The sequence below is a fragment of the Chryseobacterium oranimense genome, from assembly GCF_900129755.1.
GTDB classification, from domain to species: Bacteria; Bacteroidota; Bacteroidia; order Flavobacteriales; family Weeksellaceae; genus Chryseobacterium; species Chryseobacterium oranimense.
The window spans coordinates 71,968-93,305 of the sequence record NZ_FQWT01000002.1; the positions used below are offsets into that span (position 1 = coordinate 71,968).

Below are 21,338 nucleotides of genomic sequence, written 5' to 3' on the forward strand. Positions count from 1 at the left end.
TTTGTTTTAACGGTCAAATCCTTGAAATGAAGATAGAATGAGAATATCCACTGCCTTCTTCTAACCTTTCAACAACAAAAAACCTAAACTTCAAATACATGAAGTTTAGGCCTCTCAATATAATTGAAGCTATGTTTTATTCTTTGGTAAACTGGTATTCCCGTCCCGCCTGTTTAAAAGTAACAATCTTTTTGTCTTTACTGAATTCCAGCGTTATAGCCGCTTCTTCAAAAGTAAAAACATTATTCCCTGCATATTGCAGTGGAAATTCCTGCTGATTTCCTGCCTTGGCAAAAAGCTGTCCGTTTTTATCAAAAAAGGTCAGTTTGATCGGATCACTTTTAGTAACATAGGTTCCTGCAAAATCTTTGGTATTGATCTTATCAACCGGTTTCGTCTCTGAAGAAGGCCAGATATTGTTTTTTGCATTAACATCAGGAATCATTGCATCCGGATCCAGCATTACTTCAGCAATCTCTTTATTTGAATTCAGTTTGATCAGCCACTCCGTATTACGTTTCCAGACCTCAACCGGGATTTTTACAATCTGTTTGGTTCCGTCTTTAAATTTCACCTGAACTGTTGTAGGCATCGGAAGCTGGCCAATATTTTCAACTGTAACCAGGGCACCGTTTTTGAAATCATCATTGACGTATTTCACATCTTTAACCGACTGATCGATCTTCCATTTATTGATAAACCAGCCTCTCCAGAACCAGTTCAGCTCTTCACCGGACACATTTTCCATGGTGTGGAAGAAATCCCAGGGTGTAGGATGTTTGAAAGCCCATCGGTCCACATAAGTTCTGAAAGCTTTGTCAAATTTTTCAGGACCGAGAATAGATTCCCTCAAAATCTGCAATCCCATTCCCGGCTTGAAGTAAGCAAGAACTCCTATGCTTCTTTCCTTCATATTATCCGGACCTACCATAATAGGCTCAATATTGTCATTCATCATAAAACTTCCCGTTCTGGCAAGATCTTTCTTATGGTAATATTCACCATTGTTAAATGCTTTTGTAGATAATTCATTGATAAAGGTATTGAAGCCTTCATCCATCCAAGCAAACAGTCTTTCATTGGAACCTACGATCATCGGGAACCAATTGTGCCCGAATTCATGATCGGTAACTCCCCAAAGGTCTTCGCCGGCGGAGTCCATATGACAGAATACAATCCCCGGGTATTCCATTCCGCCTTCATTTCCTGCTACATTGGTCGCTGCGGGATAAGTATATTCATACCATTTCTGGGAATAATGCTCAATCGCAGCTTTTGTGTATTCCGTAGATCTTCCCCAGGCCTTTTCACCAGCACTTTCTGCAGGATATGCAGATATTGCAACGGATTTTTTACCACTCGGAAGGTTAATTCTTGCTGCATCCAGAATGAACGCCGGTGACGAAGCCCATGCAAAGTCACGGGTCTGATCTATTTTGAATTTCCATGTTTTAGTTCCGGAAGCCTGGCCTTTCCCGATTTCAGATTCAGGACGGATCATCACTGTTTTATCACTGTTTCTGGCTTGCTCCCAGCGGTTATTTTCTTCTTTAGTATAGACCTCTTTGGAATTCAGCAGTTCTCCGGATGCCACTACATAATGATTGGCAGGCACGGTAATGTTTGCAGTGATATTGCCATATTCAAGATAAAACTCAGAGGCCCCTATATAAGGAAGAGTATTCCACCCCATTACATCGTCGTACACACACATTCTTGGATACCATTGCGCAATCGTAAATATTTTACCGTTTTTTGTCTTGCTCACTCCCATTCTGTCAGAACCATATTCAGGAGAGATAAAAGAATATTCAATTTTAATTTTAGCAACACCGCCCTTAGCTTTCAGCTCTTTAGGAAGATCGATCTGCATTCTGGTATCTGTGATGGTATATTTCACATCTTTACCATCCAGTTTTACCGATTTAATTTTATAACCTCCGTCCAGATCTTCCCCGTGAGCTCCGTTCCTGCTACCCGACGGCGGAACCACAGCATTACCGCGGGAATCTTTTGCAAATAAATTCTGATCCAATTGCAGCCATAAGAACCCTAATTGGTCCGGACTGTTGTTGGTATAGGTAATATCAGCTGTTCCGGTGATTTCATTCTTAGCATCGTTCAGACTAACATTCAGATTGTAATCTGCTGAATTCTGCCAGTAAGCATGCCCCGGCTGTCCGCTTGCAGAACGGGTTTCCGTACCTGTCTGAGGATAAAAGAAGGGTTTGAATGCTTCTACATAACTGTATTTCGGAGTTTCCTGTGCTAAAACAGTTCCTGAAAAAAGGAATACTGCCGCTGCTGCAATAAGACGTGGAAGTTTATAACTCATTGGGAATAATTTATAATATTTCTCTGATAAGTTATAAAAAAACCCGGAATCGTTACAAATCCGGGGTTATTTTATGAAAAATTAATTATTCTGAGTTCAGGATAGTGAGGAAAGCTGTACTATTTTTTCTTTTTCCAGCTTCAGGTTTCCTGCTCTCTTAATTTGTTTTCTTTGCCTTGATCATTGCTTCCAAAGCATCCCACATTTCTTTCGGGATGTCTTCAAGCATATTGAATTCTCCTGCTCCCTGGAGCCATTCTCCTCCATCTATGGTTACCACTTCACCGTTCATATAAGCAGAATAATCTGAAACAAGGTAAGCCGCCAGGTTGGCAAGTTCCTGATGCTCTCCCACTCTTCTCAAAGGAACTTTTTTCCTCATATCGAATTTTTCCTGAAGGTCTCCCGGAAGCAATCTGTCCCATGCTCCTTTGGTAGGGAAAGGCCCCGGCGCAATTGCATTGAAACGAATGCCGTATTTAGCCCACTCTACCGCAAGAGATCTTGTCATAGCCAGAACTCCTGCTTTTGCACATGCTGAAGGAACTACGTAAGCAGATCCGGTCCATGCATAGGTAGTTACTATATTCAGAACAGTTCCAGGACTTTTAGAATCTATCCAGTGTTTTCCAACGGAAAGTGTACAGTTTTTGGTTCCTTTTAAAACAATATCCAAAATGGAATCAAAAGCCGAATGGGTAAGCCTTTCTGTTGGCGAAATAAAATTCCCGGCAGCATTGTTCAGTAAAATATCAATTCTCCCGAATTCCTTTAATGTAGCTTCTTTCATCGCTTCCACCTCATCCCAGTTTCTAACGTCACAAGCCACACACAGAACTTTTCCACCGGTTTCCTCTTCCAGTTCTTTTGCCGTCCCCTGTAGTTTTTCCAGATTACGGGAAGTGATCACCACTTTTGCCCCAAGCTGAAGAAAATATTTGGTCATTGCTTTTCCGAGGCCGCTTCCGCCTCCTGTTACAATTGCTACCTTATCCTGTAATGCACCTTCGCGCAACATGGGCTGTGTATATGAATTCATATGATTTTATTTTTTCCTAAAAATACTAAATATTGAATTCATGCCATTTAAAATAACAGGATAAATCATAATGTCATAAATAGTTTTACTCATCCGTGCTCTCTATTCATAAGAAAGGATAAAAATCAACTGCAGATCAGAAAAAAATAAAAAAACATCCCTGTAGTGAATTACAAGGATGCAAGGTCTGTTAAGACTGTATAACTGTAAAATTTTATTAGGCAACTACTCCTTTGAAAGAAAGTGTTTTAGGGGTTTTGCTTTCGCTGGTTGTCACATTGACTGTTTTCATGAACGGACCTTTGCTTGCTGCATTATAGCTTGCTTCTACAAATCCTGTTTTTCCCGGAAGAATCGGAGTTTTAGTGTAGTCTGCAGTTGTACACCCGCATGATGGCGCAACATTTTCTATAACGATCGGCTTGGAAGAGGTATTGGTAAACTCAAATCTGATAAGTTTTGGTTTTCCCTGAGGGATATTTCCCACATCTATAGATTCTGATTTCCATTTAATAGCATCAGCGATACCTTTTACTACCGGATGGCTTTCGGAAGGAAATACATTGGCATAAAATGGTGAAAATGCCAAAACGGCCAAAAGTGCTGTAATTTTTAATTTTTTCATGATACAAATTTTAATAGTTAATAAATAACGGGATACAATTCTTATTTTTTGATATAACAAATGTAATGCGGATGAGAGATACAACTTGTTAACTGCTGTCAAACATTTGTTAACGAGTTGTTAATGATAAAAGATTAATAGATATTTTTGGATAATATTGTTCCTGAAAATGAAAATAAAGAAGCTCAATATTATAATAACACTCGGATTCATTGCTATTATTGGAATTTTAATAGCCCAGCTTCTCTGGACCCGTCAGGCTTATAATCTTGAGGATCAGAAATTCAATCAAAAAGTAAATATTGCTTTAATGGAGGTGGCAGAAAAACTGTCCGGGGGAAAAACTTCCTTTACTGAAAATCCTGTACAGACCATTGCCAACGATTATTATGTAGTCAATATTAATAATGAATTTCACCCTGTAGTCCTGGAACATTATCTCAGGACAGAATTCACCCGTTTTCAGATTAATACAGATTATGTATATGCTTTATACAACTGCCACAGCGATAAAATGATGTATGGAAAGTACATGTCTAAAAACCAGGAAGAGCCCAGCGATAAGGTCATTAATTTCCCGAAGCATAAAAACCTGATTTATTATTTTTCCATACGTTTTCCCGACAAAACCACTTACCTCATCAGCTCATTAAGATTCTGGTATGTGCTTACGGCAGCACTTATTATTATCCTGCTGGTATATGTCTATTCCATTTATACTATTATCCAGCAGAAAAAATTCTCGGAACTGCAGCGTGATTTTATTAATAATATGACTCATGAGTTTAAAACTCCGCTGTCTTCTATACTTTTAGCATCAGAATCTCTCAGCAAGCAGGAAATTGTACAGGAAAACTCCAAGCTTCAGACTTATACTTCCATTATTATCAATCAGAGCTACAAACTCAACAGTCATATTGAAAAAATACTGAATATCGCCAAAAATGACTCTTCGGGACTTTCGTTAAAACCTCAAAAAATAATACTCCTCCCTTTTATTCAGGAAATTGCAGATACTTTCAGACAAAAGAATGAAAACATGACGATTGATATAGCAATTGAAAGTCACCTCTCCGTAATGGCAGATGAATTTCACTTTACCAATATCATCTACAACATCCTGGATAATTCGATTAAGTATTGTGAAACCAACCCTGTTGTGAAAATTTCATCCTATAAAGATTCAAAAGGTTTATATTTAAAGTTTAAAGACAACGGAATGGGAATTCCTTCTAAAAATATCCCTCATATTTTTGAAAAATTTTACCGGGTGCCCAACAAAAAGAATGAGGAAGTGAATGGTTTCGGATTGGGACTGTTTTATGTAAAGAAGGTTGTACAGCAGCATAACTGGAAGATTTCAGTTGAGAATAATGCTGATAAGGGAATTACAATAATGCTCTTTTTTCCGTTCTAAAATTTAATAATGTGTAAGTATGGAAAAATCTAAAATTTTATATGCAGAAGATGATAAAACGATTGCTTTCCTGATCCAGGACAGTCTGGAAAGTTATTACGATATCAACTGCTATTCGGATGGAAGATCTGCACTGGACGCATTCAACAGCCAGAGTTTCGACATCTGCCTGCTGGACATTATGATGCCAGAGCTTAACGGTTTTGAGCTGGCACAGCAGATCCGCGATAAAAACTCGGAGATTCCCATTATTTTCATTTCTGCAAAAGCTTTAAAAGAAGACAGGATCAAAGGCTTAAAGCTCGGAGCTGACGATTATCTGGTAAAGCCTTTCAGCATAGAAGAATTAATCCTGAAAATTGAAGTATTTCTGAAACGCACCAAAAGAACAGATACCTCCCCGCTTAAATATAAAGTCGGAAGATATGATTTCGATCCTAAAAACTATATCCTTCAGGATGCAGAAAACAGCATTACTTTAACCCAAAGAGAGTCTGAGCTTCTTTTATATTTCATCCGTAATAAGAACATGGTTCTGAAAAGACAGGATATCCTTAAAGCCATTTGGGGTGATGACGATTATTTTATGGGACGAAGCCTGGATGTGTTTATTTCCAGACTGCGGAAAGTATTGGCCGATGAGCAAAATATACTGATCGAAAACCTGCATGGAATAGGTTTCCGGTTTTCCGAAAAGAATATCTGATGAATCTGATTCATTTTCCGAACCATTAAGAATATTAAGTTATTAAGGGTATTAAGAATTTCTTCAAATCTTAAAGCAATAAATAATTCTTCTTGATTTTTAATTAATTTAGCCTTTGAAAATTTACCATTAATGAGAAATCACGGAACAACTGTTTTTCTATTCCTTCTGTTTTTTAGTTTACATTTTAAAGCTCAAAAATTTGAAAAATTAATACAATACGTCAATCCATTAATCGGGACGGAAAAAATGGGACACACTTATCCCGGGGCCACCGTTCCTTTCGGGGCTGTACAATTGAGCCCGGAAACCGATACCATTTCTTACGAACTTAACGGGAAATATAACGGTGAGGTCTATAAATACTGTGCAGGCTACCGTTATGAAGACAAAACTATTGTAGGATTCAGTTCAACGCACTTCAGCGGAACCGGGCATTCTGACCTTGGAGATTTTCTGATAATGCCAACTGTTGGAAAACTGCAATTAAATCCGGGAACAGCATCAAATCCTGAAAGTGGTTACAGGAGCAGGTTTTCTCATCAGAATGAAAAAGCCGAAGCCGGTTATTATAAAGTGAAACTGGAGGATTATAATATTCTGGCTGAACTTACTGCCTCAACGAGAACCGGAGTTCACCGCTATACATTTCCAAAATCTGACCAGGCACATATTATTTTAGACCTTACTGCAGGCATTTACAACTATGATGGTAAAAACATCTGGACTTATGTACGTGTGGAAAATGACGGTACAGTTACCGGTTACCGCCAGACGAACGGCTGGGCAAGAACCAGAACTGTTTATTTTGCGATGAAATTTTCAAAACCTTTTAAATCTTACGGGCAGAAAAATTTTGACGGCAAACAGGCTTACAAAGGGTTCTGGAGAAAATTTGATCAGACCAAAAATTTCCCGGAAATCGCCGGCAAAAACCTGAAAATGTATTTTGATTTCGACACTCAGGAAAACGAAGCTGTTGAAGTAAAACTGGCAATTTCTCCCGTAAGCCAGCTCAATGCCCTGGAAAACCTGGAAAAAGAAACCGGAAACCAATCTTTCGACCAGATAAAAGCCAAAGCACAGGAAGACTGGAATAAAGAGCTGAATAAAATCGTCATCAAAGGTTCCGACACAGAAAAAACGAATTTTTATACCGCGATGTACCATACCTTCATAAGCCCTACCACTTATATGGACATCAATGGCGAATATAAAGGCTTGGACCAGAATGTTCACAAAGCGGAAGGTTTTACCAATTATACAACATTCTCCATCTGGGATACCTACCGTACCCTTCATCCTTTCTTTAATATTATCCAGCCAAAACGGAATAATGATATGGTAAAGTCAATGATGGCACACTATAACCAGTTTTCGATGAAAATGCTGCCCATATGGTCCCATTATGCCAATGACAACTGGTGTATGAGCGGTTACCACAGCGTAAGTGTGGTAGCAGATGCAATAATCAAAGGAAATTACACCGGTGACCCGAAGGAAGTACTCAAAGCCTGTATCGCAACAGCCAATAAAAGAGATTATGAAGGAATCGGGTATTATATCGACATGGGCTACATTCCTGCAGAGAAAAACGGTACTTCAGTTTCAAACACTCTGGAATATGCTTATGATGACTGGGCAATTGCGCAGCTGGCAAAACATTTGGGCGAAACGGAAATCTATAATCAGTTCATCAAACGTTCTGAAAACTGGAAGAATAATTTCGACCCAAAAGAAGGATTTATGCGTCCCCGACTGGCAGACGGGAACTTCAAAAAAGATTTTGATGTTTTAAGTACTCACGGTCAGGGCTTCATTGAAGGAAATTCCTGGAACTACAGCTTTTTTGTGCCACAAAATCCTGACGGATTGATCCAGGCGATGGGTGGTAAGAAAAATTTCGCTTCAAAACTGGATGAACTGTTTACTATGCACCTTCCTGACGAGTTTTTTGCCGATACTGAAGACATAACCCGCGAAGGAATTATCGGCGGCTATGTCCACGGTAACGAGCCGGCCCACCATGTTGCCTATTTTTATAACTGGGCAGGGCAGCCATGGAAAACCCAGGCTCAGATCAGACGCATCCTTGAAATGCAGTACAAAGCCACTCCAGACGGCTTGGGAGGAAATGATGATGCAGGACAGATGAGTGCGTGGTATATTTTAAGTTCGCTTGGATTTTATCCTGTAGCACCGGGATCTGAAGATTATGCCATCGGAAGTCCGGCCGTGGATTATGCAGTTTTAAACCTTGAAAACGGCAAAACATTTGAAATTGAAGCTGTAAATCAGAGCCCGAAGAATGTATATGTTGAAAAGGTTCTTTTAAATGGCAAAGAAATTAAAAACTTCACCTTGAAACATTCGGAAATAATGAATGGTGGAAAGATAACCTTTTATATGAGTGCCAAAGCGAAAAAATAATTTTCTGATTACATTAGAAACAAAAAATAAAGGCTGTTAATGACAGTCTTTATTTTTTATGGTTAAAAATCTTCTTTAAGTTTTCGCTTGTGGGTTCTCCCCCATTCCGAAAGAGACATAATAACGGGTTTCAGCGTCCGGCTGTAATCTGTCGAAATATATTCTACAACAACCGGTGTCTGTTCGGCATGCACTACTCTTTTTACAAAGCCGTTCAATTCCAGATCTTTCAGTTCATTGGAGAGTACCCTTGCCGAAATTCCGTTGATTGCTCTCTGCAATTCATTAAAACGGATATTTCCGTTCTCCTGTAAGACAATAATGATCTTCAGCTTCCATTTTCCACCGATAACATAAATCGCATCTTCCACAGAAGAAAGATTTTCTGAACATTTTCCGGTAAACACATGTTTTTCTAAAACAGCAGAATTTTCCATACATCTAAAATTTAACTAACAAAAAGGTTAGTACTAACCTTTTGTTTACTACTAACTTTTGATAAGCAAATGTACATAATTTTGCTAAAGAAATTTTAATTAAAAAAAATGAAAAACATACTTCACATTATTTCAAGTCCGAGAACTGAAATATCCGCAAGCAGAAAACTGGGCAATGCCGTTATCAAAAAAATTCAGGAAAAATATTCTGATGCTGTCGTAAAAGAACGTGACCTTACCAAAAATCAGGTTCCACTTTTAGAAGAAGTACATATTAATACTTTTTTTTCACCGGAAGAGAGTCATTCTTCTGAGCAGCAGGAAATCAACAGATATTCCCAGGAATTAATTTCAGAATTGAAGGAGGCAGATATTATCGTGATTGATTCTCCTATGTATAATTTTTCGGTTCCTGCTACCCTTAAAGCTTATTTTGACTTTACTTCAAGAGCAGGATATACGTTCAGATACGACGAAAATGGTCCTAAAGGGCTTTTAAACAACAAAAAATTATACATTGCTTTTACTTCAGGAAATATTTATTCTGAAGGTCCTTATCAGATTTATGATTCTAATGTACCCTATATCAAAAATGTCTTTGGTTTCTATGGCATTACAGATGTTAGTGTTTTCCGTGCAGAAGGGTTATCCATTCCGGGAATCCAGGAAACTTCCCTGGAAAAAGCAATTGAAGGGATTACTATTGATTAATTTCGTAAACGAATTGTTAGAAAAACAAAGCCCTTCTGAATCTGAAAGGGCTTTGTTTTTTATTTATTCCTGAACTTCAAAAAGCAAACGCTCTCCGAATTTCTGCTCATTTATTTTTCCATTGTCATAAGCAAGATGACCATTCACAAAGGTATGTGTCACTTTGGAATGCAGATTCATCCCTTCCAGCGGGCTCCAGCCGCATTTGTAAAGAATATTGTCTTTAGCTACGGTCCAGTCTGTATCTAAATCTGCCAAAACAAGATCTGCTTTATAGCCTTCCTTTACAAATCCTCTTTTCTCAATTCTGAAAAGTATTGCTGGATTGTGACTCATCTTTTCAACGATTTTTTCCAAAGAAATTTTCCCGTTCCTGTAGTTTTCCAGCATAACCAATAATGAATGCTGCACCAAAGGTGCACCGGAAGGACATTTTGTATATACATTCTGCTTTTCTTCAGCGGTATGGGGCGCATGGTCTGTAGCTACCACGTCAATTCTTCCGTCAAGAAGGGCTTCCCACAATGCATCTTTGTCTTTCTGGGTTTTTACAGCAGGGTTCCATTTGATCAGAGAACCTTTTGTCTCATAATCTTCATTGGTGAATGTCAGATGATGAACACAAACTTCAGCGGTAATTTTTTTATCTTTTAAAGGAATATCATTTCTGAACAGTTCCATTTCCTTAGCCGTTGAAAGATGAAAGACATGCAGCCTCGCCCCTGTTTTCTCTGCCAGTTCAATGGCTTTTGAGGAAGATTTATAGCATGCCTCTTCACTTCTGATCAGGTGATGGAATTTTACCGGAATATCTTCTCCGTATTCATCCATATATTTCTGGGTATTGGCTTTGATGGTTGCTTCATCTTCGCAGTGGACGGCGATCAGCATTTTTGTACTGCTGAAGATATTTTCAAGGGTTTCAGGATTGTCTACAAGCATATTTCCGGTAGAAGATCCTAAGAATAACTTAATTCCCGGAACATTTCTCGGATTGGTCTTTAAAACTTCCTCCAGATTATCATTGGTTCCTCCCATCATAAAACCATAGTTGGCGTATGCTTTTTGAGAGGCGAGTTCGTATTTATCTGCCAACAATTCCTGGGTAACTGCATTGGGAACTGTGTTCGGCTGATCAATAAAACTGGTGACCCCACCCGCAATGGCAGCTCTTGATTCACTTTCAATATCGCCTTTATGCGTCAGACCAGGATCCCTGAAATGCACCTGGTCATCTATCACACCCGGCAAAAGATATTTTCCGGAACCATCAATAATTTGGTCTGCTTCTTCAGTAATACCGGAATCTATCCTGGAAATCAGGTCATTTTCTATTAAGATATCGCCTTCGAAGATTTTACCTTCGTTGACGATTTTTACATTTTTGATTAGGGTCTTCATTTTTTACTTTTTATAGAAATTATAGGTTAAAGACGGAAAGCTGGAAAGTTTTGAGCTGCTAATTGTTAACTTCCGGCATCTACCTTTATGAACAACAAAATTAAGGTTTATGAATGAATTTTAATGTTGCCGATTACAAATCAATTTCTAAATATTTACATTTGCATAAAATTTCACACATTGAAAAAACTTCTCAACGAGACTATTATATATGGAATTGGGGCGATCATGCCAAGAGTTATCCTGTTCATTCTTAACCCTTTATACATTAACCAAATTAACAATAAGGATTTCGCCATATTTTCAAACCTGTACGCTCTTATTTCTTTTGTGAATATCATGCTTTCGTTCGGTTTTGAAACGGCATTTTTCCGTTTTTCGGCCGATAAAGACAATGAAAAGAAAACATTCAATACTTCATTCTGGTTCTTATTCGGTTTATCCACAGTTTTCCTTTTAAGCTTACTGATTTTCAGTCAGCCGGTGGCAGATCAGCTGGGATACTCATCTAATCCAGAATATATCCGGTGGTTCGCATGGATTGCATTTTTTGACAACTTATGTGTCATTCCTTTTGCATGGCTCAGGTTCAATAACAAGCCTATTAAATATTCTTTAGTCAGAGTTTTGCAATCCCTTTTTCAAACTGTGATCACCGTTGCTTTATTCTTATACATTCCTCTGAGTGTCTCTCAGAATTTCGGGTTAAAAGAAAAAGTATCATTCCCTTTTTACAGTAACCTTGCTGCAAGCTTCTTAGGTTTTCTGCTGCTGCTCCCTGTTGTTTTCAAAGTAAGATTCCAGTTTTCCACTGAGCTTTTCAAAAATATGATCAAATATTCCTGGCCGGTAATGATTGCAGGGATGGCCTTTATGGTCAATGAAAATTTTGATAAAGCTATCCAGATCTACAATATTCCGGGTGAAGATGCCGGAGCCTATGGCGGATGCTATAAATTAGCCGTTTTAATGACCCTGTTTGTTACGGCTTACAGAATGGGAATCGAGCCGTTCTTTTTTAAGCAGATGAATAATAACAATGCTAAAAATACCTATGCTAAAGTAACAGAATATTTTACATTCTTTGCCTCAACGGTGGCCATGGGAATTATCGCCAATATTTCCTGGCTGAAGCAGATCCTTATTCCTAACAGCAGTTACTGGACAGCCATTGATATCATCCCGATTATCGTTATCGCCAACCTCTGCTTTGGAATTTACTATAACTTTTCCACATGGTACAAAGTAACAGACAGAACTAAAGTAGGAACCGTGATTTCATGGCTGGGAGCGTTCCTTACCATTATCTTAAATTTACTATTCCTCAGCAAATATGGATTTATGGTTTCTGCATGGGTAACGTTTATTGCATATTTCGTCATGATGGTCACCTCTTATCTCTTAGGACAGAAATATTACCCTATCCCATACCGTATCAAAAAAATGACCTTATTCCTTGGATTGCTGATGCTCTTCAGCTTTGTTATTGTGTATTTATTTGATTATAATTTCTGGGTAGGAAATCTTTTATTTCTTGTATACGCAGGAGTTTTAATCTATTCCGAAAAAAATATGCTGCTATCAAGAATCAGGAAAAACTAATTATGGCCTCTAATTTGATACTACTGAATTCTTTAAAAAAAAATTAATCAGGTGATGGATTAAAGATGATAATTATTAGGATCAGCAATGATTTTTATGATTAACTTTAAGCCTAAACAAATTATAAAATAACAAATAAAACATTGTCATATAATCTATGAAAATAATTGTTCCTATGGCTGGACGTGGTTCCAGATTACGTCCACATACTCTGACAGTTCCAAAACCTCTTATTCCGATTGCAGGAAAACCTATCGTACAGAGACTGGTGGAAGATATTGCTAAAGTGGCAGGTGAAAAAATTGAGGAAGTAGCATTTATCATTGGGGATTTCGGACCGGAGATTGAAAAATCTCTGCTTCAGATCGCTGAAAAGCTGGGAGCAAAAGGCAGTATATACTACCAGAACGACCCACTTGGTACCGCACATGCTATTAAATGTGCAGAAGATTCCATGCAGGGAGATGTAGTGATCGCTTTTGCAGATACACTTTTCCGTGCAGATTTCCAGCTTGACAAAAACTCCGATGGAGTGATCTGGGTAAAAAGCGTGGAAGATCCGTCTGCTTTCGGAGTTGTAAAATTAGATAACTACGGTTTTATTACAGATTTCGTTGAAAAACCTCAGACTTTCGTTTCAGATCTTGCCATCATCGGTATTTATTACTTCAACAGTGCTGAAAAGCTGATGAACGAGATTAACTATATTATGGATAATAATATTAAAAACGGAGGTGAATATCAGTTGACGACAGCATTGGAAAACCTTAGGGCCAAAGGAGCCAAATTCACTTTAGGAAAAGTAAATGACTGGATGGACTGCGGTAACAAAAATGCAACCGTAGAAACCAACAGCAAAATCCTTGAGTACGAAAGAGAAGAAATGCTTAATTACCCTCAATCTGCGGTTATTGAAAATTCATTGATTATTCAGCCATGTTTTATCGGTGAAAATGTTAAGATCTCCAATTCTAAGATTGGCCCTGGCGTTTCATTGGGAAACAATACGGTTATTGTGAATTCCAATATTGAAAACTCTTTGATCCAGGAAAATACAAGGATCAATCACGGGAACCTTTCCAATTCCATGATCGGGAATTCGGCACAGTACTTTGGAGTTTCCAGGGAGATTTCTTTGGGTGATTATTCCGTTTTAGATTTTTTATCTAAATAAGATCAGAAATATTTAATATAAAACAACATACGTCCGGACCACACAACATTCCTTGTGTGGTTTGGCGTTAATATTGCAGCGTATTTTTTTAATTGAAAGATAAATACATGAAAAACTGGATCCCGATACTTCTTATATTTCTTACCCTGTCATCCTGTAAAACCAGACATGCAGCTAAAAACAATACCGGCAATACGCAGGACAGCACAATCGTAGCAGATGACAATGGAAATCCCAAAGATGCCAATGAACCGGTAAGAGATAAACTTACCTTCTACGAGCATGTACTTATCCCACCGAAATTTGATCAGATCAAGATCAACAGTAAAGTTAATGTAGAAACAGGAAACTTCATCCCAACCCTTGATGCTGTAATTTATATTGAAAATAACCAGAAGGTATGGATGAATCTTCAGGCATTTTTCTTTACCGTTGCCAAAGGGATTGCCACGCCTGAAGGGATCAAAGGACAGGATAAAACCAGCAAAACCTATATCGATTCAGATTTTGATTATTTAAATAATCTTCTTAATGTCAATTTCATTGATTACAAATCACTGGAAAAAATACTGATGGGAAGAACTTTTGTTAAAATCAGTGATTCCCAATTTACCCTGACTAAAAACATGCAGGGCTTTAAAATGGTTTCCAATACCACCCAGAAAATCGTGACCGATCAAAAAACCAGGGAATATAAAATCGCTCTTCAGTATGATAACAATTACGATCTTTTAAGCGTTAATTTAAAAGATGTTTTATCTCCTGATGAACTGGAAATCTCTTACAGCAACTGGAATGAATACAATGGAATCCGCCTTCCGAAAAATGTTAAAATAATTATAAAAGGATCAAAATCTAGCCAAATTTTACTGGAAAACACGAAATTTGACTTTTCGAGGATGGAAACACCTTATTCTGTACCATCCAGTTATAAGAAAATTGAGATTAAATGATTAAAAAATTTAGCTTTTTAATAGGTATTCTTCTGTTCGGAATTCATCAGGGACAGCAGAGCAAGGAACAGCTTCAGAAACAGAATGCCGATCTTAAAAAACAAATTGTACAGATAAATACAGACCTGGCGAAAACGAGAACTGAATCTAAACTTTCAGTCGCGTATCTTAATAATGTCAATAAAAAACTCGTTCTGAGAGAAAAGGTATACACCAATACTCAGAAAGAAAAAAGATTTATTGAAGATGAGATCTATCTGCGTCAGCTGGAAATCAACCGTCAAAATAAAGAACTGGCAGTTCTCAGAAAGAATTATGCCGAAGTTCTCGTTAATGCTTACAAAAATAAAGGGGTACAGAACAAAGTAACCTTTATTCTCTCATCCAAAAATTTAGGGGAAGCTATAAGAAGAGTTCAGTATCTGAAACAATATGCTGACTATCAGGACAAAAAAGCGGCAGAAATAAGCAATGCAGCTGCCCAGATCAAAAAATCAATCGCACAAAAACAGAATTCTGCAAGAGAAAAAGAAAACCTTCTGATCAATCAGCAGAAAGATCTGGCAACCATCAATGCTGAAAGAGCACAGAAAGAACAACTGCTGGCAGATTTTAAGAAAAACGAAGCTAAACTTACCGTAGAACTTAAGCAAAAACAGGTTCAGTCCAAAGCTTTGGAAGGACAGATCAGAGCCATTATTGCAGAAGAAATCAGAATAGCTAAAGCGGAAGAAGAAGCAAGAAAAAAAGCCGAGGCGGAAAAAATCCGTATGGCTAAAATTATTGCAGATAGAGAAAAAGCAAGAATCGAAGCTGAAGCCAAAGCAAGAGCTGAGGCATTGGAAAGAGAAAGAAAACTTGCTGAAATTGAAGCTAAAAAAGCAGCAGATCTTGCTGCAAAAAGAGCTGAAGAAGAAAGAAAACGTAATGAAGAGGCTGCAAGAGCAGAAGCCAATGCAAAAGACGAGGCCAGAAGAGTGGCTGCGAAAAAAGCATCGGACGAAGCCAATGCCAGAGCCAAAGAAGCATCGGATAAACTTATCGCAGCAAGAGCAGCAGAAGCCGCACTGAACAAGAAAAAAGAAGAAGAGAAAAAAGCTGCCGAAACCAAAGCCATGACCAGTTATGGAGTAACCACAGCTACAGGAAGCAGTTTCGCAGACAGCAGAGGAAGACTTGGCTATCCGGCAGACAGAGCCGGACAGATTACCCACAGATTCGGAAGACAGCCCCACCCGGTTTTCAAAAATATTGTTGAGGAAAATACAGGGATTAAAATAGCCGTACCTTCAGGTACCCGTGCCAAATCCGTATACCCAGGATCAGTCTCTTCTGTATTGGCAAACAGTGACGGAACAAAAACCGTAATGGTGAAACATGGAAACTATTTCACGATTTATTCCAATCTGGGAAGCGTAAGCGTATCTAAAGGACAGCAGGTTTCCTCCGGTACTCCGGTAGGGACAGTAGCCCAGGATTTCGATGGTTCCTATACCCTTGATTTTCAGGTATGGAACGGAAATACACCAGTTGATCCATTAGGTTGGATTTCATATTAAAAAAAGCGTAACTTTGCAAAAATCTTAAGAGATGAACACACTAACAATACTTGCCTTATCTTGGCAGCACATCCTTATCGTAGCAATCCTTTTGGTATTGTTGTTCGGAGGAAAGAAAATTCCGGAACTAATGAGAGGAGTTGGTTCAGGAATCAAAGAATTTAAAGATGCAGTGAAGGAAGAAGACAAACCAGGTTCTGAAAACAAAACCTCTTCTACCAATAACAATAACACTACCAGCAACTAAAATTCTTCAGAATTAATGAATTTTACTGAGACTGCATGGAAAGTCTTCAATCAGTCTATTGAAGATTATCACGTGTCCGATGACGTTAACTCTCTAATTAATAACCCGTTTGAAAAAGACACTTTGGAACGGATTTTGTATGCAAAGAACTGGATTGATACCGTTCAATGGCATTTGGAAGATATTATTAGAGATGAAAATATTGATCCCGCTGAAGCTCTTCAGCTGAAGAGAACGATAGATGCATCTAACCAGAAAAGAACTGATCTGGTAGAATTTATCGATAGCTGGTTCCTTACAAAGTTTGAAAATATAACTCCGAAACCCGATGCAAAAATCAATACAGAAACTCCCGCTTGGGCTGTAGACAGATTATCAATTCTTGCATTAAAGGTTTATCATATGTCGTTAGAGGCCAATAGAGAATCCGCTTCTGAAGAGCACCGTGCCAATTGCCAGGCTAAACTGGAGGTACTGCTTACTCAGAAAGAAGACCTATCAACTTCTATAGATCAGTTGCTTGCTGATATTGAATCCGGTAACGTTAAGATGAAAGTATACAAACAAATGAAAATGTATAATGATGATAGTCTTAACCCGATCCTTTATCAAAAGGGGCAACAGAAATGAGAAAACTATTTTTTTTTGGAGTACTACTATTAATCATAACTTCCTGCGCAACGGAGAAGCTTAACCTTTCCCCGTTGTCTAATAACTTTTATAGCGAAACCAAAGGTTCTAATTCCGACAGAGGCGCAAAAAAAGGCTTTGATATCAATCTGAAAGAAAATGTAAACGCTTCTGAAATTTCAAATCTGATTTCTACTTTTCCAAAGTTTAAGAATAACAGTTTGAATGATGAAGTGACCAGCTTGAAATACAGCCTCCAGAATTATCTGTACGCCATTGATGCCAACAACCCGGCAGGAAAAAACAGATCCATTAAAAGTTTCGAAAAATCGTACAAGAAAATTCAAAAACTCAGACAGCAGCTTGACAAAGATGATGATGAAGTTCTTAACAGATACCTGGTTCGTCTAAAAACCAACATTTCTGTGATCGAAGATTCTTTAAAAGGAAATTAAAAAACGAACCATTATTAATGATTAAAATTCAGGCAGAAGCCAATGTTCCTACAGAGCACGGCTCTTTCCGAATGATCGCTTTCTCCGAAAACGAAAACGACTGGATGCCACACATGGCCATCGTAGCAGAAAATACAGATTTTTCAAAACCGGTGAACGTACGTTTCCATTCCGAATGCATTACCGGAGAAGTTTTCCATTCAAAAAAATGTGAATGCGGGCAGCAACTGGATGCCGCAATGAAATATATCCATGAGCACGGAGGAATTATCGTATACCTTCGTCAGGAAGGACGAAATATAGGGATAATCAATAAGCTTAAAGCTTATTCCCTGCAGGAAAAAGGTTTAGATACCGTACAGGCAAATCTGCAACTGGGTCTTCCTGCTGATGACAGAAATTTCGGGGTAGCTATTGAAATCCTCAATCTTTTAGAGGTAAAAGATATTAATCTTCTCACCAACAACCCTGAAAAAGTAAAATACGTTGTAGACAGCAATATCCATCTTAATTCAAGGATTCCTTTACAGATTCCGGCCAATGAGATCAGTAAAGGCTATCTGAAGACGAAAAAAGATTTCTTCGGTCATTTACTAGATGATAATGACAATTAGATAAAAATGAAAGCTCCGGAAAATTTCCGGAGCTTTTTTATTATGGATGATAAGCCAGACTATTGTTTGGAAACAGACCAGCTGCCACTCCAGTGTTGAAAATTCCATGTTCCGGACTTCGTATGCAAACTCCCGTATAATATAAAGCCTTTTGGAGAAGGTGAAGGATTTAAAGCACCGTTTGATCCCTGAAGACCGGTATAGTACACTTCCCCTGTATTTCCATTTTCAACCCTTGTTACCTCAATACTGCCGCTTTTACTTACATTTAAAATCAAAGTCCCGCTGATGGCATCTCCCGAGTAGGTTCCTACCCACTTTCCCATATAGGGAGAGGTATAGTTTTCTTCTGCATTATTCTGATGTATATTATCTAAAATTTCATCAGCACCTATACATGACAACAGACATAATGGTAAAATTATTAAAAATTGAAAGTAAAGCTTTTTAACCATGGGATCATATTATTTAAGATCATAAAATTAAACTTTTTTATCATCCAAAGAAATCGAGTTCCAAAAATATAAAATCAAAAGCTCCGGAATTTCTCCCGGAGCTTTTTTAATTATAAAAAACTGAAAAGATATTTTGTTTTTACTTACTAACTTTAGTCTGAATTTTAGACTCGTTAATATTGTAATACTTAATTACGCTGTTATAGTCGCTATAATCCACTGCACTTTTAGCCGTTTTTGCGCCGCCACCTGTTCCTGATCCGTTAGCCGGAACAACAAGTACTCTGAATTTCTTATTCTGATAGTATGAAGGGTTAGCCGTTAAACTGAATGTAGAAGTAGAATTAATATTAATGGTAGCACCATATTTACTGAATTCATAAACATAATCTACAGCATCATTAGCTAAATTACCCACATAATAAGTGTATGGCAAAAGCTTCCAGATAGGAGAATCTCCATCGGTACCGGTCTGCATATAAATAAGTACCATATCGGACTGCACTAATGGACTATTAAAATCATCACTCCATCTATAAAGATTATCATTAACCCTTGTAAAACTCGGTGTTATATCAAATGCCTGGCTTATTGTATCGTAGTCCTGGCCCTGTACAACAGTATCATCACTATTGTCACAGCTATAGGCTGTAAAACCTACAGCGCCCAGAAATAAAAAGAGAAGTATTTTTTTCATTTTTAGAAAAGTTTAGTTATTATTTATAAAGCGTATTCAAATCATATACCAAAAATTGCAAAAACTTTGTTTTCATCATTTTTTTAATTGTATTTTTGTTCTTATTCAAAAGATCATGAAGAAATTGCTATATACTTCCCTCTTTATTTTTTCATTAATAAGCTTTACAGCCAAAGCTCAGTATCAGCCTAAAGACATTTCCAAAGAAGACCTGAAAAAGGCTCATCACTGGGTAGACAAGACTTACAGATCGCTTTCCCAGGATGAAAAGCTGGGCCAGCTGTTTATTGTAGCGCTTTATACAAACAAAGGGGAAGATTACATCAATCAGGTCAGAAACATTGTAGTGAATGATAAAATCGGGGGATTGATTTTAATGCAGGATGATGCAGCGAGAGAAATTAATCTGGTTAATGAATTTCAGCAGAAATCAAAAGTTCCGATGATGATCGGGATGGATGCGGAATGGGGATTGTTTCAAAGAATTGCCACAGCGCATAAATTTCCATGGGCGATGACTCTTGGAGCAATTCAGGATAAGAGCCTTATTTACCAGATGTCCGCCAAGATAGCGGAAGATTGCCATAGAATGGGCATCAACTGGGATTTTGCACCGGTTGTTGATGTGAACACCAATCCGAACAATCCTATTATCGGAAACAGAAGCTTCGGCTCGGAAGTCGATAATGTGATCAGTTCTGCCTTGTCTTACTCTAAAGGTCTTCAGGACAATACTATTCTTGCGGCAATCAAACATTTCCCGGGACATGGCGACACCAGTACAGATTCTCACCTGGATCTGCCGGTAGTTCCCCATAATCTAGACAGGCTAAATACTGTTGAACTTGCTCCATTTAAGGCGTTAATGGATAAAGGAATTGGCGGTGTGATGGTAGCTCACCTGTATGTCCCAAGCCTTGAATCAGGAAAAGGAATTCCTGCCTCAGTGTCCAAAAATATAATTACCGGCGTGCTGAAAGATAAACTGGGATATAAAGGCCTGATCATTACTGATGCCCTGAATATGGGGGCTGTTGCTAATAAATATAAACCCGGGGAACTGGACGCGCTTGCTTTTAAAGCAGGAAATGATATTATGCTATTCTCACAGGGAGTTTCAGAAGGAAAAAAATTAATTCAGAAAGCCATCGAAAAGGGTGAAATCTCACAATCCAGAGTGGAGGAAAGTGTAAAGAAAATCCTACTTACAAAATATTTCCTTGGCCTCGAAAAATACACTCCGAAAGATCCTGTAAATATTAACAGCGATCTGAATAATGATTCTCATAAAACTTTGGTACAGAATCTTTATGCCAATGCCCTGACTTTACTGAAAGATGATCAGAAATTACTTCCTGTTGCCGGAAAGCAGGTTTATTACGTTCCGCTGGAAGAAGCCCCTTACCAGACATTCGCTAATCAGCTTGGCGCTAATGTGACCGTAAAAAAAGCAAATGAGATCAGCACAATTCCTGCAGGCTCTACAGTAATCGTAGGATTTCATAAAGATAATTCATCAGCATACAAACCTTATAAAATCTCAGCTGAATCCAAAAAAATCCTTGCTGATCTTACCGGAAACCAAAATGTTATTTTAAATGTTTTCGGTAGTGCTTACGCTTTAAAAGACATTGATATTTCAAAAGTATCTACAGTCCTTGTATCTTATGAAAATAATGATGATTCAATGACCGCAACGGCCAATGCCCTGAACGGAAAAACAAAAATATGGGGCAGACTGCCTGTCCTTGTCAATGATCAGCTGAAAGCCGGTATGGGAATCGACAGCATCCCGGTTTCTACTGTGAATACGAATACAACAGTTTCTATAACATCAAAACAATAATAATC

At 38.1% G+C, this 21,338-nt stretch carries 20 protein-coding genes; 13 read left to right on the forward strand and 7 right to left on the reverse strand.

What is annotated here, in order from left to right:
• Window positions 1–136 precede the first annotated feature (136 nt).
• The 3 genes from BUB03_RS06845 to BUB03_RS06855 form a co-directional block, all read right to left on the reverse strand.
• Window positions 137–2,335: a M1 family metallopeptidase gene (locus BUB03_RS06845; protein WP_073061477.1), complete on the reverse strand. Its 2,199-nt coding sequence runs from the start codon at window positions 2,333–2,335 to the stop codon at window positions 137–139.
• Window positions 2,336–2,492: 157 nt separating this feature from the next.
• A complete protein-coding gene (locus tag BUB03_RS06850; RefSeq protein WP_073061480.1) occupies window positions 2,493–3,374 on the reverse strand; it encodes an SDR family oxidoreductase in 882 nt (293 codons plus the stop codon).
• Between the two features lie 217 nt (window positions 3,375–3,591).
• A complete protein-coding gene (locus BUB03_RS06855; protein ID WP_040993677.1) occupies window positions 3,592–3,999 on the reverse strand; it encodes a DUF1573 domain-containing protein in 408 nt (135 codons plus the stop codon).
• A gap of 169 nt (window positions 4,000–4,168) precedes the next feature.
• Between BUB03_RS06855 and BUB03_RS06860 the strand changes: the two genes are divergently transcribed.
• The 3 genes from BUB03_RS06860 to BUB03_RS06870 all read left to right on the forward strand — a co-directional run bounded on the left by BUB03_RS06860 (window position 4,169) and on the right by BUB03_RS06870 (window position 8,552).
• Window positions 4,169–5,416, forward strand: a complete 1,248-nt coding sequence (locus tag BUB03_RS06860) for a sensor histidine kinase (protein ID WP_073061483.1) — start codon at window positions 4,169–4,171, stop codon at window positions 5,414–5,416.
• A gap of 19 nt (window positions 5,417–5,435) precedes the next feature.
• Window positions 5,436–6,122, forward strand: a complete 687-nt coding sequence (locus BUB03_RS06865; protein ID WP_073061486.1) for a response regulator transcription factor — start codon at window positions 5,436–5,438, stop codon at window positions 6,120–6,122.
• Between the two features lie 132 nt (window positions 6,123–6,254).
• Window positions 6,255–8,552, forward strand: coding sequence for a GH92 family glycosyl hydrolase (locus tag BUB03_RS06870; RefSeq protein ID WP_073061488.1), 2,298 nt, complete (start codon window positions 6,255–6,257; stop codon window positions 8,550–8,552).
• A 62-nt stretch (window positions 8,553–8,614) separates the two neighbouring features.
• Here the strand turns inward: BUB03_RS06870 and BUB03_RS06875 are convergent, their stop codons facing one another.
• Entirely contained in the window at window positions 8,615–8,989 is a 375-nt protein-coding gene (locus tag BUB03_RS06875) for a winged helix-turn-helix transcriptional regulator (protein WP_042278794.1), read from the reverse strand.
• A gap of 108 nt (window positions 8,990–9,097) precedes the next feature.
• Here BUB03_RS06875 and BUB03_RS06880 point away from each other — a divergent pair, with 108 nt between their 5' ends.
• Window positions 9,098–9,700 (forward strand): FMN-dependent NADH-azoreductase, encoded by a 603-nt coding sequence (locus BUB03_RS06880; RefSeq protein ID WP_040993662.1) that lies wholly within the window; start codon window positions 9,098–9,100, stop codon window positions 9,698–9,700.
• Window positions 9,701–9,763: 63 nt separating this feature from the next.
• Here BUB03_RS06880 and BUB03_RS06885 read toward each other — a convergent pair whose 3' ends face one another.
• Entirely contained in the window at window positions 9,764–11,101 is a 1,338-nt protein-coding gene (locus BUB03_RS06885) for a dihydroorotase (protein WP_073061491.1), read from the reverse strand.
• Between the two features lie 180 nt (window positions 11,102–11,281).
• Here BUB03_RS06885 and BUB03_RS06890 point away from each other — a divergent pair, with 180 nt between their 5' ends.
• The 8 genes from BUB03_RS06890 (at window position 11,282) to ribA (ending at window position 18,335) form a co-directional block, all read left to right on the forward strand.
• Complete coding sequence (locus tag BUB03_RS06890) at window positions 11,282–12,703, forward strand: oligosaccharide flippase family protein (RefSeq protein ID WP_040993658.1); 1,422 nt, start codon at window positions 11,282–11,284, stop codon at window positions 12,701–12,703.
• A gap of 157 nt (window positions 12,704–12,860) precedes the next feature.
• Window positions 12,861–13,877, forward strand: a complete 1,017-nt coding sequence (locus BUB03_RS06895; protein ID WP_040993656.1) for a sugar phosphate nucleotidyltransferase — start codon at window positions 12,861–12,863, stop codon at window positions 13,875–13,877.
• A 107-nt stretch (window positions 13,878–13,984) separates the two neighbouring features.
• Window positions 13,985–14,830 carry a lipoprotein insertase outer membrane protein LolB1 gene (locus tag BUB03_RS06900; protein ID WP_040993654.1) on the forward strand — a complete coding sequence of 282 codons (846 nt, stop codon included), beginning with the start codon at window positions 13,985–13,987 and terminating at the stop codon, window positions 14,828–14,830.
• Complete coding sequence (locus BUB03_RS06905) at window positions 14,827–16,389, forward strand: peptidoglycan DD-metalloendopeptidase family protein (protein WP_073061494.1); 1,563 nt, start codon at window positions 14,827–14,829, stop codon at window positions 16,387–16,389. Before BUB03_RS06900 ends, BUB03_RS06905 begins: the two co-directional genes overlap by 4 nt.
• A 31-nt stretch (window positions 16,390–16,420) precedes the next feature.
• Complete coding sequence (locus BUB03_RS06910) at window positions 16,421–16,636, forward strand: twin-arginine translocase TatA/TatE family subunit (protein ID WP_034702992.1); 216 nt, start codon at window positions 16,421–16,423, stop codon at window positions 16,634–16,636.
• Window positions 16,637–16,651: 15 nt separating this feature from the next.
• Entirely contained in the window at window positions 16,652–17,266 is a 615-nt protein-coding gene (locus BUB03_RS06915) for a DUF4254 domain-containing protein (protein ID WP_040993649.1), read from the forward strand.
• Entirely contained in the window at window positions 17,263–17,721 is a 459-nt protein-coding gene (locus BUB03_RS06920) for a hypothetical protein (protein WP_040993647.1), read from the forward strand. The genes BUB03_RS06915 and BUB03_RS06920 overlap by 4 nt, the downstream gene beginning before the upstream one ends.
• Window positions 17,722–17,738: 17 nt before the next feature.
• Window positions 17,739–18,335, forward strand: a complete 597-nt coding sequence (gene ribA, locus BUB03_RS06925) for a GTP cyclohydrolase II (protein ID WP_040993645.1) — start codon at window positions 17,739–17,741, stop codon at window positions 18,333–18,335.
• Window positions 18,336–18,394: 59 nt separating this feature from the next.
• On the opposite strand, the gene BUB03_RS06930 is transcribed toward ribA, so the two are convergent.
• Together BUB03_RS06930 and BUB03_RS06935 are read right to left on the reverse strand one after the other, a co-directional pair.
• Window positions 18,395–18,739 (reverse strand): hypothetical protein, encoded by a 345-nt coding sequence (locus BUB03_RS06930; RefSeq protein WP_052352561.1) that lies wholly within the window; start codon window positions 18,737–18,739, stop codon window positions 18,395–18,397.
• A 190-nt stretch (window positions 18,740–18,929) separates the two neighbouring features.
• A complete protein-coding gene (locus BUB03_RS06935; RefSeq protein ID WP_040993641.1) occupies window positions 18,930–19,487 on the reverse strand; it encodes a hypothetical protein in 558 nt (185 codons plus the stop codon).
• Window positions 19,488–19,602: 115 nt separating this feature from the next.
• Here BUB03_RS06935 and BUB03_RS06940 point away from each other — a divergent pair, with 115 nt between their 5' ends.
• Window positions 19,603–21,333, forward strand: coding sequence for a glycoside hydrolase family 3 protein (locus BUB03_RS06940; RefSeq protein WP_073061498.1), 1,731 nt, complete (start codon window positions 19,603–19,605; stop codon window positions 21,331–21,333).
• Window positions 21,334–21,338 lie beyond the last annotated feature (5 nt).

Excerpts from the sequence above, each read along its gene's own strand:
- BUB03_RS06845 (WP_073061477.1), bottom strand. The coding sequence starts at position 2,335 with ATGAGTTATAAACTTCCACGTCTTATTGCAGCAGCGGCAGTATTCCTT.
- BUB03_RS06850 (WP_073061480.1), bottom strand. The coding sequence starts at position 3,374 with ATGAATTCATATACACAGCCCATGTTGCGCGAAGGTGCATTACAGGAT.
- BUB03_RS06855 (WP_040993677.1), bottom strand. The coding sequence starts at position 3,999 with ATGAAAAAATTAAAAATTACAGCACTTTTGGCCGTTTTGGCATTTTCA.
- BUB03_RS06860 (WP_073061483.1), top strand. The coding sequence starts at position 4,169 with ATGAAAATAAAGAAGCTCAATATTATAATAACACTCGGATTCATTGCT.
- BUB03_RS06865 (WP_073061486.1), top strand. The coding sequence starts at position 5,436 with ATGGAAAAATCTAAAATTTTATATGCAGAAGATGATAAAACGATTGCT.
- BUB03_RS06870 (WP_073061488.1), top strand. The coding sequence starts at position 6,255 with ATGAGAAATCACGGAACAACTGTTTTTCTATTCCTTCTGTTTTTTAGT.
- BUB03_RS06875 (WP_042278794.1), bottom strand. The coding sequence starts at position 8,989 with ATGGAAAATTCTGCTGTTTTAGAAAAACATGTGTTTACCGGAAAATGT.
- BUB03_RS06880 (WP_040993662.1), top strand. The coding sequence starts at position 9,098 with ATGAAAAACATACTTCACATTATTTCAAGTCCGAGAACTGAAATATCC.
- BUB03_RS06885 (WP_073061491.1), bottom strand. The coding sequence starts at position 11,101 with ATGAAGACCCTAATCAAAAATGTAAAAATCGTCAACGAAGGTAAAATC.
- BUB03_RS06895 (WP_040993656.1), top strand. The coding sequence starts at position 12,861 with ATGAAAATAATTGTTCCTATGGCTGGACGTGGTTCCAGATTACGTCCA.
- BUB03_RS06900 (WP_040993654.1), top strand. The coding sequence starts at position 13,985 with ATGAAAAACTGGATCCCGATACTTCTTATATTTCTTACCCTGTCATCC.
- BUB03_RS06905 (WP_073061494.1), top strand. The coding sequence starts at position 14,827 with ATGATTAAAAAATTTAGCTTTTTAATAGGTATTCTTCTGTTCGGAATT.
- BUB03_RS06910 (WP_034702992.1), top strand. The coding sequence starts at position 16,421 with ATGAACACACTAACAATACTTGCCTTATCTTGGCAGCACATCCTTATC.
- BUB03_RS06915 (WP_040993649.1), top strand. The coding sequence starts at position 16,652 with ATGAATTTTACTGAGACTGCATGGAAAGTCTTCAATCAGTCTATTGAA.
- BUB03_RS06920 (WP_040993647.1), top strand. The coding sequence starts at position 17,263 with ATGAGAAAACTATTTTTTTTTGGAGTACTACTATTAATCATAACTTCC.
- ribA (WP_040993645.1), top strand. The coding sequence starts at position 17,739 with ATGATTAAAATTCAGGCAGAAGCCAATGTTCCTACAGAGCACGGCTCT.
- BUB03_RS06935 (WP_040993641.1), bottom strand. The coding sequence starts at position 19,487 with ATGAAAAAAATACTTCTCTTTTTATTTCTGGGCGCTGTAGGTTTTACA.
- BUB03_RS06940 (WP_073061498.1), top strand. The coding sequence starts at position 19,603 with ATGAAGAAATTGCTATATACTTCCCTCTTTATTTTTTCATTAATAAGC.